Genomic DNA, 16,215 nt, shown 5'->3' with positions numbered 1-16,215 from the left:
AGTATCCCCTTAAGGTTTATAGGTTTCAAAATAATCAAACATAACGTTAACAAACTTAAGGGCACATGAAGACAGCGCAATGCCCTTGCGGCGCACATAAACCATACGGTTGTCCAGATTATCCTCCAAAGGAATAACCGTAATGCCGTTAACAGACTGACTGTCTAAGAAACCTGAGCCGGTAGCATAAGCATCTGTCCGTTCTAAAATACCATTGAGAGTGGCACGGTCAGTAACATTGAACATAAGCGACGAGTCCGATGTGTCCACAAAATTTTCTGAATAGTAGAGGTAGTCATCTTTTTCCTGCGTAAAACGCACTGTAGGCAAATCAGCCAGATCCTCCATGACTAGGCTCTCTTTTTGCGCCAGCGGATGCCCTTTACGCAGATAAATATGTGTCCTAAATGGAATCAAATCTACCGATTCAAGTCCAAGTTTATCCATATTCTGCAGGATACCCTTACTGTTTTGGCGATTAAGGTAGATAATTCCAATCTCAGAATGCCCTTTAGCCACTTCATCTAAAATCTGAATAGTTGTTGTTTCAAAGATTCGAAAATCCTTATAGTCCGGATAACGCTCTGAAAAGGCCGTAATCAACGGTGGCAAAAAATCATAGTGCTGACTGGCAATCGAAAACTGTTTCCCCAATTCTGAAGCATTAAGGTAGCGGTTTTCAAAGCTATCAAAACTTCGTACGACTTCAAGAGCCCGCTCATAAAAAGTCATGCCCTGACTGGTCAGAACCGCACCTGTAGTCGTGCGTGTAAAAATCTGGAAACCTAATTCTTGCTCTAAATCTTTAATAGCTACAGACAAACTAGGCTGACTGACAAATAGTTTATTGGCTGCTTCGCGAAAGGTTCCGCTGTTAGCAATGGCAACCACATAGCGTAATTGTTGAATATTCATAGTATTGCTTTCTTTTTTACTGCTTCTCCTATTATACAAAAAAAACACGCATTGCGCGTGAATTTCTCTCATTATCTTTGCTCATAGCAAGAAAAACTTAAACGATTAGCCAAAGTCCTCCATCCAACTCACTCTTGATTTCGTTTAATCAAGAGCTTTTGAGCAAGAAAAATTCCTAACAAAGAGCCTGCCAAAATAGAAACAATAAACCAAAGAATAATACTCACCCGAGGTTCCAGCATAACATTGTCAATATAAGCTTGATCTTTCCCACGCGCTAAAAGACTGGCTTTGTAGGCCTTAGGAGCCAACCACATGAAAAAGATAGGACCTGAGCTTGTAAAAGAAAAGATGATAAAGGACAAAGCATTTTTTAACCTATCTTGATAGCGTCCCCAAGAGGCCATTACATCTGCCAAAAGACCAAACAAAATATAAGGAATCACCGTTCCTGCAAAATGCCCGCTGCGCCAAAAGAAAAGCGACAATAAGCAGGCAGTCAAGGTGATAAAACCAAAAGATTTCTCACTAAGCATGCGCCCAAAATAAATAATGCCGCCAAAAACCGCTGCAAAAGCCGGTGCATAAAACATATTGGCATTATGACCGACCAGCATGTTCAAAAGTACACCCAAACCTAAACAGATAAAATATAAGACAGTCACCAGCAGAAGACGTTTTATGTATGAAAAAAAGGTTTTTATCACGATTTCCATCCTTAAAATTAGTCTTATTTATTGTATCATGACTGCTGGCATTTAAAAAGGTTTAAATAGCAGCGGCTGAGTTCTTTTCTGCCATTTGTCAAAAATACCAAGACCTTTTAGTTAAAAATCTTTCAAAGACTTAATCTGCTGTCTCTCTTCATCAAAATTATCAGGCGCCAGCCATTTTTCAAAACGCCCTTTCAGTCTAGGCCAGTCACTATCAATAACAGACAGCCAGTCGGTATCGCGTGTCCGCCCTTTATAAACCACATGATTGCGAAAAGTGCCTTCATAGATGAAACCTAAGCGTTTAGCAGCATTGGAGGACGGTTTATTGAGACTGTCACATTTCCACTCATAACGGCGATACTGCAAGTCTTCAAAGACATACTTCATCACCAAGTACTGGGCTTCTGTTGCTGCTCGCGTCTTTTGCAAAGCTGCTGCATAAATCACGCGCCCCATCTCCAACACGCAGTTCTTGGGATCAATACGCATGAGTGAGAAAGTCCCTAGAACCTTACCCGACAGTTTATCACGAATGGCAAAGAAATAAGGATTTTGCGACTCTTCATACTCCTGCAAACGCTGACGCACAGCTTCTTTAGAGCTAAAAGGCTCATCAAACATATAGGTCCAGTCCGAGGCTACAGCATTGGTATAGTAGAAATCTAAAATGTCTTCAAAGTGTTTCTTGGCATTAAGGTGTTCGACAGTGCAGTAGCGCCCCTCTAATAATTGAACATCAGGCATTTGGCCAGCAGTAAAATGTTCCAATCTTTCTCCGATTTCTTGGTTAAATTGATTAATAACCATAGTGAATTCCTTTTCTATTTAGTTACTAGTATTATTCTAGCACGAGAAAACAAAAATACAATCTAAAAGATGAGATTAAAATCAAGTTGCTATTAGAATGATTAAAAATTTAGTAAATTATTAGCTAGGGGAAATTCTATTAGAATAAAAGAAAAACATTTAATTATTACAAAGTGAACTAATAGTACAACGTGCAGAACCTGAACCACGTTAAAAGCTGAGAGGAGAGATTATTTATGCAAGAAAAGAAAGTCTTGGCAATCATAGCAACCGTTCTCGCCACAGTAGCACTGCTTGGCTCATGGATACCAATTGTTAACAACGCTTCTTTTGTTATCGCACTGCCCGCTTTAATCCTAGGCATTATTGCACTCATTAGTAATAGAAAAAGAACTAAAACATTATCTTTAATTGGTACTATATTATCTATACTCACAATTATCATTGTACTAGTTACACAGTCTATATATGGTAATGCACTAAATAAGATGAGCGATACTATTGATAAGGCTAGCTCTTCCTACACTAGTTCAGTTTCATCTTCTCAAGAAGAAGTTGATCATAAATTCACTTGGACAAAAAGTGAGTTTGACAGTTTAGTGGTTGGTGACAGTCTTACTGGCACAGGTGGTACAAATTATACCGATATTGTAGCAAAATATGGAGAGCCAACTACATCTTCAGAATCAACAACTGGGGATTAATTTGTTGACTATAATACTGCTGGAGGAAATGACTATAAGAGTGTTTCATTACAGTTCGTGAAGCAAACAGATGGTAATTGGTTACTATCATATAAATACTCAAGTGGCTTAGACTAAATCCACATATTGCTATTTTATCTTATAAATGCTTAAACATAAAAGACTTCCTGATTTCTCAAGAAGTCTTTTGTTATTGGTTGTAATTCTATTACCTTATTTTGCAACTGGATAAACAGATACTTGTTTTCTGTCGCGTCCTTTACGCTCAAAACGCACTACACCTTCAATTTTTGCAAAAAGTGTATCATCTCCGCCACGACCGACATTGGCTCCTGGATAAATATGAGTTCCGCGTTGACGGTAAAGGATTGATCCGCCTGTAACGGTTTGACCGTCAGCAGCTTTAGCGCCAAGACGTTTGCTTTCTGAATCGCGTCCGTTAGAAGTTGAACCTCCACCTTTTTTGTGGGCGAAAAGTTGCAAGTTTTCAAGATTTTTCAACATAATACTGTGTCCTTTCCTAGATTAGGCTGTTAGCTTAGGCATTGATAGCATTGATAACAACTTTTGTATAAGGTTGACGGTGACCTTGTTTACGGTGGCTACCTTTTTTAGGTTTGTATTTGAAAGTAACAACTTTCTTTTGTTTTCCTTGTTTTTCAACAGTTCCAACAACAGTAGCTCCTTCAACAACTGGAGTACCAACTTGAGTTGTTTCTCCACCGACAAGAACAACTTGGTCAAAAGTGACTTCTGCTCCAGCTTCAACATCAAGTTTTTCAACGTAGATAGCTTGACCCACTTCAACTTTAACTTGTTTTCCACCAGTTTTGATGATTGCGTATGTGCTCATGATGCACCTCCCATAAAATTTTGTTGCGGAAATTCCGCTCGTGAAGACTCGCCTTGTACCGTGAGTACGAAACTGCTTAAAACGGTAGTCGCGCGGTTGCACAGAGATGTGCATATAGTCAACTTTAAAAGTATAGCACAATTTTACTCTATTTACAAGACTTACTTTTACAAAACACCTAATCTTTTTCAGATTTTTTCTTTGACATAGTAGCAGCTTTGCTATTCTTTAAAACAATTAAAAACTAATGGCCGATAACACGCTGATAGTCAGCTTTATTTGCAACATGAGCGTGTTCCAACTGTTGCTGCAAGAGGCTCTTACGAAAAGCTGGAGCTTTAGCTGCACGTGCCAAAACGGTCTTTAAACGGTTGCTGTCACTAACTTTAAAGATGTTAGTTGGTGCAATGTACTGGCGATTATGAACTGTCGTATCAAAAGCAAGAATCAGCATCTTATTTTCAAAAGCAGTACGGATTGCCGATAAAATTTCATTTTGATAATTGATATCTAGGTAGATATCTGAGCGCGCTGTTAGGTTTTTAATCTGGGCTGTTGTAACGTTAGGATAAAGATGTACATTAGCGTACTTGCCCAGTGCCATCAGTTTCCCTGACATTTCGGTTAGAGCAGCAATGTGATAAACGACCTGCGGAACTTCCTGCACAAGACTTTCTAGTTGCTCAATTTGGTCTGAATTGGTCAAAATCAATGCTTCATTGCCATTTTGATTTTCACGTGCAAATGGATACATGACCCCAAGAAAGGCAACTTTGCGTGCTTCTTGCTTGGAAATTAATTTGAGCAGATTCTGATAGGCCTCGTATCTCTGAATAACAATCTTGGTCTCACGTGGCGCACCTGATAAGAGCATCTGCAAATTTTCCGGAACTGTATCTGTAATCGCTTCTTGCCAAAAAAGAATATCTCGACCGCTACGAGGTAATTGATAAGCTGTCATAAAAGGGGTTGACAAAGAATTATAGAAGATACGATCCAGATTAAAGCCTGCTTCTTTGAGATAAAAGACCACAAAATCATGTTTCCCTTTAAAAATGTGAACCTTATCTTTCCAATTAAGCGTCACATCGCCAGTATTATGATTTTCGACCAAAATCTCCTGATTGTCAGCATTGAAATAGCTCGTCAGCACTGCTTCTTGCTTGGTATTATATACCGTTTGGGCAAATCGATACCCTTTATTGTTATAGCGGTCAGTCACGCGCAAACGGCCAGAATCGTCAAACCAGTCAACGGCTTTGACCAGACGCTTGTGAGTTGGATTACCATAGTGAATATGACCGCGTTTTTTATTGAAACGGTGAATTTCTCCGTAATTGTTATTGCCAGAGATTTCCCAGTAATCAGGAATTGGCACCTGATTGAAAAAGAGCGCCAGCCCATTAACCTTATCAAAACCAGTAAAATACACATAAGGTGATGTCACATCTGCTGGTAAAAAGCCATCGTCGGTTAAACTGATGGTAGGATTATTATAGCCAGCTACAATTAGACTGTAATGGAGATCCCAGCTAGCCTGATCGTAGGTCTCAAATAAATTAATCATTTGTTACCTCCTTGACAAGAGTTTTCCACTTGGTTTCAATCTGCTCTGATAAATAATCTTGAGCCAAATCATAAGAAGTCTGATGAACTTGCTCGAGATTCGTCTTTTTAAAATAAGCAATCAATTGGTCTGTGAGAGCTGCAACAAGGGTCTGCTCATCATCGGTTTCTGAGCGCGGAATAAGAAAGCCATTTTCGCCATTCTTAATAAAAGTTTGGTTCCCATAGCGTACATCAAAACCAATCAGGCCGAGCCCTGACCCTACAGCTTCCATCAAGGTCAGTCCAAAGCCCTCGCTTTTTGAAGCGGTGAAATAAAGTTCATAATTTTGGTAAACTTCGGTTAATTTCTGATGCCCCATGAGACGAATCGCATCTTCAGCACCGGCTTCCTTAATAATTTGGGAAATTTTAGCCTCTTCACCGCCTTTACCGTAAATATCAAAGGTCAATTCAGGAACTGCTGCTTTTGCCTTGATAACCGCCTTACAGAGCCAGTCTACGTGCTTTTCTGTGGCAAGACGTGAAGCTGTGATTATTGAAAATGGCTTCCGCTGCGCAGCCGGATAGCGAAGCTTGTCCAGACTTCCTACAGGTATGGTCACAATAGCCGGTCTGTACTGAGTGTATTTGGCAAACTGCTCAGTCATTAGATGGCGCTGACGATCGGTTGCTGTGATAAAAACATCAATTTTATCCGCATTGTCAAACTGATACTCATAGTAATTGTTCCACAAAATGGTATGGTCAGTCACTCCATTTTCGCTGAAATGCTCCGCATGCACAACAACACCTACTTTTGCCGGTTTAACAGTTCGCAAAATAGCCTGCCCTGTCCCTGTCGCTCTGTCAATAAGAACCAAATCCTTGTCCGTCAGATTCAGTTTTTTCATAAAATAAGCAATCAGTTCTTCCTTAGAAGATAAAATACGATCCTTAAACCGAAAAACGGAATCTTTGTCATCAATAATTTCATCGTAAGCCACGGTTCCATTTTCATTGAAAAAGCGGCGCTGGTAAAGATGGGCCTTGTTGTTAAGCGGCGTGTAGTACTCTGTAAACATTTTTGTGTAAGAATAAAAATCCTTACGAATTAAACTGCCTCTGGACACCATTTCTACTCGGTGAATAATATCCTCACCCTCACGGCAGCGGTAGGCAGAATAGAAAATATCATCTTTTTCACAAAACAGCTTGGTGGTTATTCCTTTGGTTTCACGCTTAGTGATTTCAAAAGGAATTTCATTTTCCAAATCCGCCAGAGTGAAAGTTGTAGGGGCAACTTTGATGTCTGTAAAAGCTCCGTAAAGCCAGATAATTTGATCATCGCTAAAACCTAAATTACGGGTTAAATCAGACAAATTAACCTGTTGGAACATATCTGTAAAAATAAACTTGGCAGGAACACCAATAGTATTAAAAACTTTTGAACGATAGGCTTGAGCATACTCGACACCCGAACTGGCCCAGCCAATACCTAAGTTGATATTATAAACGGTCATGCACTGTCTTCTCCTAGCTATCTCATTTCCGATATTTTCCCTAACATCTTCTCCATCAATCTGCGAATGTTATTTTTCATTATAACAAACTGCCCTGTTGCAAACAAGGCAGAACCAACTGGCAGGAAGCAGTCCTATTCAAGACTGACTTTGCTGGACAAGACCCTTTTGCTTGTTAAGCCAGTGAGTGATTAAGAGGGTCTTTTTAGCCTTTTTCAAACAGCACTGCTGCTTTCCAATGAACAAGCCTCAACAATTCATCAAAAATCAAGAATAGAGATTGTCACCCGTTTCACAATAAATCACTGATAAGTTCGTCTACCTCATCTGCTGCTTCCTCTGGTTTAATTTCCGTCACTAGTATTCCTGCAACTGCACGCGCCACCAAACCTTCTATATCCATGCGAGCTTCATATTGCTCAACATTTTTGATTTTGGGATTAGTCTTAGGACGATCAGGTGCAAAAATGGTACAGCAGTCTTCAAAAGGCTGAATGGAAATATCAAAGGTATCAATTTTCTGCGCCACATCAATAATTTCCAGCTTATCCATAGTCACGACAGGCCGAATGACTGGTGTTTTTGTAACAGCATTAATTGCCTGCATGGACTCCAGTGTCTGACTGGCAACCTGTCCTAAACTTTCACCGTTGATAATAACCAAGCCGCCTCGTATTGCACGTATAGCATCTGTTATCCGCATCATGAAACGGCGGGTAATGGTCATAAGATAAGCCTCTGGCGCTTTTTCTTTAATTTCTTCTTGGATTTCGGTGAAAGGGACTTCAATAAACTGGATATTGCCGCCAAATTTAGTCAGTTTGCGTGTCAAATCCTGGGCTTTCTTAAGCGCTCCAGGGCTAGTATAAGGTGGGCTGGCAAAATGAACAGCCTCAATATCAACGCCTCGTTTTAAAGATAGGTAGCCAGCAACAGGTGAATCAATCCCTCCTGACAGCATAAGCATGCCTTTTCCTGCTGTTCCAACAGGAAGACCGCCAGCTCCTTTGATATTCTCATGAGAAATATAGGCAGCCTCATGACGAATTTCAACCTTAAGATTAATATCAGGTTTCTTCATCTGCACTTGAATAGTTGGCAAAACTTCGAAAACAGCAGCACCAAGAACCTGATTGAGCTCCCGAGAGTCCAATTCAAAATCATGATCGCTGCGCTTAGCGGATACTTTGAAGGTTAAGCCGTCATGGTAAAGTTCTGTCATAATATCCTGCACCGCTTTTTTTAAAAGAGAAACATCCTTTTCAACCTTATAAACTGGTGAAAAAGCCTGAATGCCAAAGATTTGCTTCAGCGATTCTGCAACAGGCTCATAAGCTGTTCCATTTAAAAAAATATGCCCGCGATCTCGGTCAAAAGTCACTCGCAACAAAGGATAAACGGACAAAACATCCTTGATATTACTTTTGAGTTTGTTAATAAAGCGCATGCGGTTCTTGCCTTTCGTTGAAAGTTCACCATAGCGCACCATAATTTCTGAATATTGCATCATATCAAATACCAGACCCCTTACACAGTAAAAAGAAAGATGACAAACCTGACATTCCGACAGCTCATCTTCTTTTTTCAGCGTTTAGGCTGGATTTATTCCTTTCACTTTTGAATTAATGTGGAAAAAATTCTTTAAAACGACAGTCAGCTGACTTACCGTATTTTCTTTGTTCTTTCACAAACCTGTTTAAAAACAGTCAAAAATTGCTCAACCTGTCCCATATCATTGTCATCATCAAGACTAATACGAACAGCAGTCTGAGCTAATTTGGCAGGAACTCCCATTGCAATAAGAGTTCCTGCCGGCTTACCGGCTTTAGACGAACAAGCTGAAGTTGTTGAAATGTAAATGGCATGATCTTCAAAAGCATGAACCACCACTTCGCCACGCACACCCTTGATACCAAAGGTCAAAATGTTGGGCGCAAAAGTGTTCCCCTTATCAGAGAAGATGCAAACCTCCTCGTGCTTAGCCAATTCATCATAGAAGATTGCTTTCATCTTGGCAAGACGCGGCAGAGCTGTGCTTTCCTTATCCATGGTCATGCGCAGTGCCTTTGCCATTGCAGCGATACCAGCTACATTTTCTGTAGTTGAACGCAGGTTCTGCTCCTGTCCGCCTCCAGTCAATAGCGGAGCTAACTTCTTTCCTGCTTTTTTATAGATAAAACCAACTCCGCGTACGGCATGAAATTTATGACCCGAAAAAGTCGCAAAATCCACACGTTCTGTCAGGTAGCTGCTAACTGGAACTTTGCCAATAGCCTGCACGGCATCCACATGAAAAGAAATGGTTGGCTTATCTGCAAGCAGTTGAGATAGAGCAATAATCGGCTGGATAGAGCCTATTTCATTATTCACTGCCATGACTGACACCAGAATCGTGTCTGGGCGCAAAAGCGCAGCCAGTTGCTCCACGTCTACAAAGCCATCTGCAGTCACAGGTGCGTAAGAAACCTCAAAACCATGCTGGCTCAGCCATTTGGCAGACTCCTTAACCGCCGGATGTTCGATATCAGATACTATGATATGCTTACCATAGCGCTCTTTTTCAAAGGCAACACCCTTTAGCACCCAATTATCACCTTCAGTACCGCCTGAGGTGAAAAAAATCTCATCTGCCCTTCTGCCTAAAAGCGCTGCAATCTGCTGTCGTGAAGCTTCAAGAATGCGACTTGCCGAGGTTCCTAGGCTGTGAAGACTGGAAGGATTCCCCCAAATTTTTGCTGCAACTTCCTGATAAGTCCTTAGCACTTCTGAATAAGGAAGAGTTGTTGCTGAATTATCAAAATAAATCATGTTTACAGTCCACAGATGAAGTGATGAGAAAACAATTTGTTTTCTTCAAAAACAACCTATGGTTCTCCTTTTCTTTGCAAGAATTCAATCCTTTTTATTATAACACAGATAGCTTGTCCTGTGGGTTTCTTGAAATTCGAGTTTTCTTTAGCATTTTTTAAGAGAAAGTCATATAATAGAAGGAGCACCAAGAAAGGGGAGGTTGTTCTATAACCTCCAATAAATTAGAACCATGTCTCAAAATTACTCACGAAAAAATACTAATCGAACTAAAAAAACAGATATAAAGGCTACTAAGCATATTAAAACCGGTCTTTCAGGCCTTCAAAAGATTATTGCAACCGTTGCCTCTATCTTTTCAATTATCGTTGCTTCTATTACCCTTTATACCTATACACATAGCAATAAAGATGACAGCAGCAAAACCGATAAATCCAGCAGCTCAACCACTACTAGTGTCGTTTACGAAAAGGGAGACGATGAGCAAACATCTCAGACCTATTATTCAAGCAGCTACCAAGCCACTGAGGACAATGGCCAAGCTGATAATGGCGCAGCGGATTCCAATCAGTCCAGCTCAGCGGCTGATACTTCCCAAAGTTCAAGCGCTGCAGATACAAACACTGCCGGCAATACAGCTGGCGGAAACACTGCCCAATAACAAAGAGGAGGACAAGATCCTGCCTTTTTTAATAGTCTAAATATAATCATTTGACGCAATCATTGGAGTAAACCCGACTGACCATGATAGATTCAGCTTTACTTTTATACAAGCTTTGACATCGTAAGCACAGCCCATTAAACACGACTTAATGTTCCTTAACCTTCTGAAACCAAGAAATAAACAAGGTAAGCTTTGTGCCAAAACAATTCAGAAAGATACTGATAAAAGCAATTTTTTCTGGCTAAAATATCTTTCAGGCATTTTAACTTGTCCCACTCTCTTTTTGCTATAATAGAAAGCATGACTTATCAAGAGACCTTAGATTTTATTCATGCTCATAAGGCAAACGGCCGGCGGCCGAATTTAGAACGCATGAACTGGCTGCTGAAAGAAGCGGGCAATCCTCAGAAAGCTTTTTACGCCGTTCATATCGTTGGCACCAATGGAAAAGGCTCAACCACCAGTTTTCTCCAGCATATCCTGACAAGAGCAGGCTACAAAACAGGTACTTTCACATCTCCTTTTATCACACGTTTCAATGAACGCATTGCTATTGATGGACAGGAAATATCCAATCAAAAATTGGAGGATACGCTGAAAACAGCGCAGCCACTTCTTCAAAAACTTGAAAGAAACAGCGATCTTGGAAGGCCGACTGAATTTGAATTAGTCACCTTTCTTATGCTTTTGTATTTTGCGCAGGAAAAGGTTGATATTGCTGTTATTGAGGCGGGTATTGGCGGTCTTTACGATTCCACCAATGTCTTTTCAAGAAAGATGCTGATTTGCACTTCCATTGGCAGGGATCACATGGAAACGCTCGGCAGTTCTTTGGTTCAAATTGCTAGGCACAAGGTTGGTGCTCTAAGCATGGAATCCCCTTTTATCTTTGGAACTGTGCGCAGCGATGTTCGCCAGCTTTTCTACCGCAATGCCTCATATTTTCAGGCGCCCACTTTTGAATTGGGAAGCGATTTTTCTTTTAAGGAAAATGGCAGAGCTTTTGATTTTGACTGTCATTCTATGCAGATCAACGCTATTCATCTAAAAATGCTGGGCACTCACCAGAAAGCCAATGCTTCTTTGGCTGCCATGGCCGCTGTCATCCTATCTCAAGACTTTCCAAATATCAAGCCAAACACTATCAAATCAGGTCTCGAAGAAAGCAGCTGGCCAGGGCGCGGGGAACTCATTTCCCCTACCGTCTTGCTGGATGGAGCTCATAATCCACAGGGAATTCAAAGCCTTATTGACCTTCTTGACAAGGAATTTTCTGACAAGACGATTCACATTCTTTTTGCCGGTCTTAAGCGAAAAGCCTTAGAAGATATGCTGTCAAAATTAGCTAGCTATGAGGTCTCGGTTACCAGTTTTGATTTTCCAGAAGCGCTGCCCTTAGCGGATTATCCAAGAAAATATCCCAAGGTCTGCGATTACAGATCTTGGCTGCAAAAAGCATGGCAAGCAACAGACCAGCTTTATGTCGTGACGGGTTCTCTTTATTTTATCTCAGAAGTCAGAAATTACCTGATTAATCAAAAATAAGACTGAGCAGCCAGTCTTATTTTTAAGTATAACAGCGGAGTTTTTTTACTTCTCCTATCTATTCATCTTAACTGCCAGACAGCAGCTGGCCGTTTACAAAATAATGCCGCGTTACCGCATCGTGACAAATTCTTCTGCTCCCGTTGGATGAATGGCAACTGTATGGTCAAAATCAGCCTTGGTTGCTCCCATCTTAATGGCAACAGCGAAACCTTGAATCATTTCATCAACACCATAGCCGATACCGTGTAAGCCGATGACTTTCTCATCATCGCCGAGAGTTACCAGCTTCATCGTAGAAGGCTGTCTGTGATTGCCAAGTGCTGTGTACATAGGAGTGAAACTTGAACGGTAAACTTTGATATTTTCACTGCCAAATTCGGCTCTGGCTTTTTCCTCCGTGTAACCAATAGCGCCAATAGCCGGATGGCTAAAAATGACTGTTGCAACATTGCTGTAATCCATTTTAGCCTCTGATTGATGATTGAAAAGGCGTTCAGACAAAAGACGGCCTGCTTTGACAGCCACTGGCGTTAATTCTAATTTTCCATTGACATCACCAAGAGCATAGATTCCTTCAACATTGGTGTTTTCAAAATCATCGGTTTGAATGAAGCCTTTTTCGTTAAGAGCAACACCTGTTTTCTCAAGACCATAGCCTTTCGTATTGGCAGCACGGCCAATTGCCCAAATAAGCGTATCAACAGTATATTTTTCACCATTTTCCAAAATAAGCGTTAAGCTGCCATCTGCATTTTTAAGGACTTCTTTAGGAATTGAATGCGTGTGGAGACGCGGTCCGTTAGCAGCCATCTCATTTACCAAAACATCAATAATATCCTTATCAAAAGTACGCAAAGGACGGTCGCGACGCACAAACAAATCAACTTGTGAGCCTAGAGCATGCAGCACGCCAGCCACCTCCACTGCTATATAACCTGCACCAACAACAGCCGTGCGTTTTGGCACATCATCTAGTTCAAAGAAGCCATCTGAAGTAATCCCATATTCACTGCCGGGAATATCAGGATAGAGAGCATGTCCGCCTGTTGCAATGAGAATGTGCGGTGCTGTGTAAAGCTCGCCAGCTGCTTCCACCGTATGAGCATCCACAAATCTAGCATAGTCATAGACTCGCTCCACACCATTACTGTCAAAACCTCGCTCATAAGAGCCATGAATACGATCAATATAAGCCTGACGGTTAGCTTTCAAGGTCTTGAAATCAAGTGACTTAGCAGTCACATCAAAACCATAGTCAGAAGCATAATGATTCAGGGTCTCTGCTACTTGAGCCCCGTACCACATCACTTTTTTGGGAACACAGCCAACATTAACACAGGTTCCGCCAACTTCTTTAGCTTCAAAAAGAATAACCTTGGCACCGTGCATAGCTGCGCGATTAGCAGAAGCGATTCCTCCTGATCCGCCGCCAATAACAATATAGTCATATTGTTTTACCATCTTTTTCTCCATTCGTTTTTGTTCATTGCAGAGCTCGATTTTTACAGCTCAACAGGTAAATCAACTTTAGCATAAAAAAAAGCAGCAGACAACTTTCTGCTACGCAAAAACAGCTAACCTTTTTAATAGACATTAGAAATCAAGTTATTTTAGATGCTTGACGCAAAAAAATAAGCTGCGCCGATAAGATTTGCATCGTTTTTGTGCCGACAGGAGAACAATTCTGGCCGATTAACAACACGGAAAACAAAACCATCCTCCATCTCCAGCTGATCCAGCTGCCGACTAATTTCTTCAATCAGAATCGGCTGTTGGGAAATACCGCCGCCAATAACAACACGCTGAGCGTCCAGCACAGCTTGAACATTATTAATATGGATAGCAATCTGCCGGCAGTAAGCTTGAAAAATAGGATAAACACGCTGGTCTTTAAGTCTGATGTATTCAAAAACAGCTCTGCCGTCTTTTTTATCTGCTAACTGCAAAGCAAGAGCACAGCGCTCTATCATTTCCACTGCTGACACACTCGATCCGGCCATATCGGCTTTTTGCAAAGGCGCAGCCTGAGGAGTCACCATAAAAGTTAACTCTCCAGCTTGAAAGTTTGATCCCTGATAAAGCTGACCATTGATAATAATACCGCCGCCTAATCCTGAACCCAGCACAAGAGCAAAACCATTGTCAATCCCCTTTAAATTGCCAGTTGCTAATTCGGCCAGCACAGCTGACTTGCCATCATTTAAAAGAGCAACAGGGCAGTGATATCTAGCTTCAAAAAAACTCTTAGCCTCAAAACCGTCTAAATAAGTCAAAAGCCCCCCTTTATAAATGGTTCCTTTATGCGTATCAACGGTACCTGGACAAGAAATAGCCAGACCCGAAAGCTGATCTTTGACAGGTATTAGCAATCGGTCAATGAGTTCTTCTAAATCCTGTAAATTATCAGGTGACGGTTGAACAGCAAAGTGCTTTTTAACTTCAAATGTTTCCGAAATCAAGGCAGATTTGATTTCTGTACCTCCCAGATCAAGAGCAAAAATGGTCATGAGGCAGCCTCCTCTCCATAATAGTTTTTTTTTGACAGCCTGATATGTTTGTCCTTAGTCTCTTCAAATTGTAATACAGCCTGTTTTGGATACTGGCTGTAGGATATAGATAAATCACCATAACTTTTGGTATATAAGCTAGGATATCCAAATTTTTCAAAAATGTCTTCAAGAGTTGTTCCTTGCTCTCCTGTTACCAATGCATCAAATTCTTCCTTAGTTAGCATATCAAAATCATAAGTAGAACTATAGCCTACATCATCAGCGGTGATACTGTTGAGATAGTAACTATCTCCTGATCCAAAAAAACCTAATCGGACAGATTGGGAATTCTCAGAGAAGTCCTTATCCTTGTAACGAGGATCCTGTTCTTGGTCGTATTGAAAAATCAATTGGTTATGTTGCTCATAATATTCGACAGAAGATGGCTGTCCGTAACTATCTGCAATTTCATCTGCAGTAGTACTTGTAAAATCAGAATCTTTTTGATCAATCGTAATGGCTAGGATGTCCTTTATTGTCCAATTAAATCTAAAGTCTCCCGACTTAGCTTGATACTTGGCTTTAGGACCTGTTGGTAATGGCGTATCAGTCACCTTATCTAAACGATTATGATTAACAATCAGCAGCCCAAAAACAATGATTGCTGCTATTAAAACTCCCAAAAGACCAAGCAAAACTCGTTGATAATAGCGTCTTTTAGCCGCTACTCTTTCTTCAAGAGCTGAAAAGTTATTTTTTCGTCCCATACCATCTCCTTAAAAAGCATTTTTCTCACTCATAGAATCTAAAACATAACTCTTTCCCTTAGGTTTCAGAGATAAAGTGACACTGCCAGAATTAAAGTTGCCATACTCCTTGTTATAAGAGACTAAAACTGAAATATTTGTTCCAGTTCCTGTACAAGAAACCATACTTGGTTCGCCATACTTAGACCTAATATCCTGCCAGCTGTCTCCTATTTTTAAAGACTGGTAACCTTCTTTTGTCCATTTATACTGATAATTATCTTCGGTCGCTTCCTCCACACCTTTCACAAAGAGTCCGCTTGCATGTTTACTGTAAAGTCGAAAAGTTCCATTGGTATTAATAAAATCCAACTGAACCCCGATACCATGAAAATAATGATCGTCATAGTTAATGGAAATGCGATTGTTCTCACCTAAATCATCTAAAACTTTTGTCGAGGTTGGATGGCCATATTTGCTGATAATATCGTCAAGACTGGTTCCTGTTTCACCTGATTCATCCATTACTAAAGACTTATAATCGGATATTGACCAGTAATAGTCATAATTAGACTTGTCGGTCTTCAAAGATTCTACATACCTTTTCAATTCGTCCTGACTGTAGTGCTTTCTTTGATTAACATAATTGTAGGTCATAGCTCCGGCAATCGCAATTACCGAAACAACAAGTGACAAGACGATCCAAACTTTTAATTTTAATGATGCGATCTGTTCCTCCGCTTCATTGTCAATAATTTGATTTTCCAAATCATCGGCTAAATGAGCAAAATTATCTTTATCTTTTCGATTTATCATTCTCATATTTATATCCTGATTGTTTTCTTTTTATTATACTGTATTTCTTGCCTTTATGGCAATGAAATTTCAGCCACAGAA

Annotated in this window: 16 protein-coding genes and 1 other annotated feature; of the genes, 3 read left to right on the top strand and 13 right to left on the bottom strand. The window is 40.5% G+C overall.

Going from position 1 to position 16,215, the window contains the following annotated elements; translation table 11 throughout:
- Window positions 1-9: 9 nt before the first annotated feature.
- The 3 genes from ACVRZ8_RS05345 to ACVRZ8_RS05335 all read right to left on the bottom strand — a co-directional run bounded on the left by ACVRZ8_RS05345 (window position 10) and on the right by ACVRZ8_RS05335 (window position 2,438).
- The gene (locus ACVRZ8_RS05345) at window positions 10-915 is read right to left on the bottom strand and encodes a LysR family transcriptional regulator (RefSeq protein ID WP_447448282.1); all 906 of its coding nucleotides are present in this window, start codon (window positions 913-915) and stop codon (window positions 10-12) included.
- Window positions 916-1,043: 128 nt separating this feature from the next.
- The gene (locus tag ACVRZ8_RS05340) at window positions 1,044-1,622 is read right to left on the bottom strand and encodes an MptD family putative ECF transporter S component (RefSeq protein WP_447448281.1); all 579 of its coding nucleotides are present in this window, start codon (window positions 1,620-1,622) and stop codon (window positions 1,044-1,046) included.
- A gap of 120 nt (window positions 1,623-1,742) precedes the next feature.
- Window positions 1,743-2,438: a GNAT family N-acetyltransferase gene (locus ACVRZ8_RS05335; RefSeq protein ID WP_447448280.1), complete on the bottom strand. Its 696-nt coding sequence runs from the start codon at window positions 2,436-2,438 to the stop codon at window positions 1,743-1,745.
- A gap of 236 nt (window positions 2,439-2,674) precedes the next feature.
- Between ACVRZ8_RS05335 and ACVRZ8_RS05330 the strand changes: the two genes are divergently transcribed.
- A complete protein-coding gene (locus ACVRZ8_RS05330) occupies window positions 2,675-3,142 on the top strand; it encodes a DUF4190 domain-containing protein (protein WP_447448279.1) in 468 nt (155 codons plus the stop codon).
- Window positions 3,143-3,355: 213 nt separating this feature from the next.
- Here the strand turns inward: ACVRZ8_RS05330 and rpmA are convergent, their stop codons facing one another.
- From rpmA to ACVRZ8_RS05300, 6 genes are all read right to left on the bottom strand, one after another.
- On the bottom strand, window positions 3,356-3,646 hold the full coding sequence (gene rpmA / locus ACVRZ8_RS05325) for a 50S ribosomal protein L27 (RefSeq protein WP_447448278.1): 291 nt from the start codon (window positions 3,644-3,646) through the stop codon (window positions 3,356-3,358).
- Between the two features lie 34 nt (window positions 3,647-3,680).
- Complete coding sequence (gene rplU / locus ACVRZ8_RS05320) at window positions 3,681-3,995, bottom strand: 50S ribosomal protein L21 (RefSeq protein ID WP_447448277.1); 315 nt, start codon at window positions 3,993-3,995, stop codon at window positions 3,681-3,683.
- Window positions 3,996-4,029: 34 nt separating this feature from the next.
- Window positions 4,030-4,103 (bottom strand) — a sequence feature (ribosomal protein L21 leader region).
- 136 nt (window positions 4,104-4,239) lie between these two features.
- Window positions 4,240-5,562 (bottom strand): accessory Sec system glycosylation chaperone GtfB, encoded by a 1,323-nt coding sequence (gtfB, locus tag ACVRZ8_RS05315; RefSeq protein ID WP_447448276.1) that lies wholly within the window; start codon window positions 5,560-5,562, stop codon window positions 4,240-4,242.
- On the bottom strand, window positions 5,555-7,063 hold the full coding sequence (gene gtfA, locus ACVRZ8_RS05310; protein ID WP_447448275.1) for an accessory Sec system glycosyltransferase GtfA: 1,509 nt from the start codon (window positions 7,061-7,063) through the stop codon (window positions 5,555-5,557). Before gtfA ends, gtfB begins: the two co-directional genes overlap by 8 nt.
- 292 nt (window positions 7,064-7,355) lie before the next feature.
- Window positions 7,356-8,570 (bottom strand): tRNA uracil 4-sulfurtransferase ThiI, encoded by a 1,215-nt coding sequence (gene thiI, locus ACVRZ8_RS05305; protein WP_447448322.1) that lies wholly within the window; start codon window positions 8,568-8,570, stop codon window positions 7,356-7,358.
- Window positions 8,571-8,725: 155 nt separating this feature from the next.
- Window positions 8,726-9,871 (bottom strand): cysteine desulfurase family protein, encoded by a 1,146-nt coding sequence (locus tag ACVRZ8_RS05300; RefSeq protein ID WP_447448274.1) that lies wholly within the window; start codon window positions 9,869-9,871, stop codon window positions 8,726-8,728.
- Between the two features lie 232 nt (window positions 9,872-10,103).
- Between ACVRZ8_RS05300 and ACVRZ8_RS05295 the strand changes: the two genes are divergently transcribed.
- Together ACVRZ8_RS05295 and ACVRZ8_RS05290 are read left to right on the top strand one after the other, a co-directional pair.
- On the top strand, window positions 10,104-10,532 hold the full coding sequence (locus tag ACVRZ8_RS05295; RefSeq protein WP_447448273.1) for a DUF6556 family protein: 429 nt from the start codon (window positions 10,104-10,106) through the stop codon (window positions 10,530-10,532).
- A gap of 303 nt (window positions 10,533-10,835) precedes the next feature.
- Entirely contained in the window at window positions 10,836-12,080 is a 1,245-nt protein-coding gene (locus ACVRZ8_RS05290) for a bifunctional folylpolyglutamate synthase/dihydrofolate synthase (RefSeq protein ID WP_447448272.1), read from the top strand.
- A gap of 111 nt (window positions 12,081-12,191) precedes the next feature.
- Here ACVRZ8_RS05290 and gorA read toward each other — a convergent pair whose 3' ends face one another.
- The 4 genes from gorA to ACVRZ8_RS05270 all read right to left on the bottom strand — a co-directional run bounded on the left by gorA (window position 12,192) and on the right by ACVRZ8_RS05270 (window position 16,134).
- Complete coding sequence (gene gorA / locus ACVRZ8_RS05285) at window positions 12,192-13,544, bottom strand: glutathione-disulfide reductase (RefSeq protein WP_447448271.1); 1,353 nt, start codon at window positions 13,542-13,544, stop codon at window positions 12,192-12,194.
- A 149-nt stretch (window positions 13,545-13,693) separates the two neighbouring features.
- Window positions 13,694-14,590 carry an ROK family protein gene (locus ACVRZ8_RS05280; protein ID WP_447448270.1) on the bottom strand — a complete coding sequence of 299 codons (897 nt, stop codon included), beginning with the start codon at window positions 14,588-14,590 and terminating at the stop codon, window positions 13,694-13,696.
- Window positions 14,587-15,339, bottom strand: coding sequence for a hypothetical protein (locus ACVRZ8_RS05275; RefSeq protein ID WP_447448269.1), 753 nt, complete (start codon window positions 15,337-15,339; stop codon window positions 14,587-14,589). Before ACVRZ8_RS05275 ends, ACVRZ8_RS05280 begins: the two co-directional genes overlap by 4 nt.
- Before the next feature lie 9 nt (window positions 15,340-15,348).
- A complete protein-coding gene (locus ACVRZ8_RS05270; RefSeq protein WP_447448268.1) occupies window positions 15,349-16,134 on the bottom strand; it encodes a hypothetical protein in 786 nt (261 codons plus the stop codon).
- Between the last annotated feature and the right edge of the window lie 81 nt (window positions 16,135-16,215).

This window comes from Streptococcus dentiloxodontae (assembly GCF_053206925.1).
This window is presented reverse-complemented; position numbering and strand designations above follow the sequence as displayed.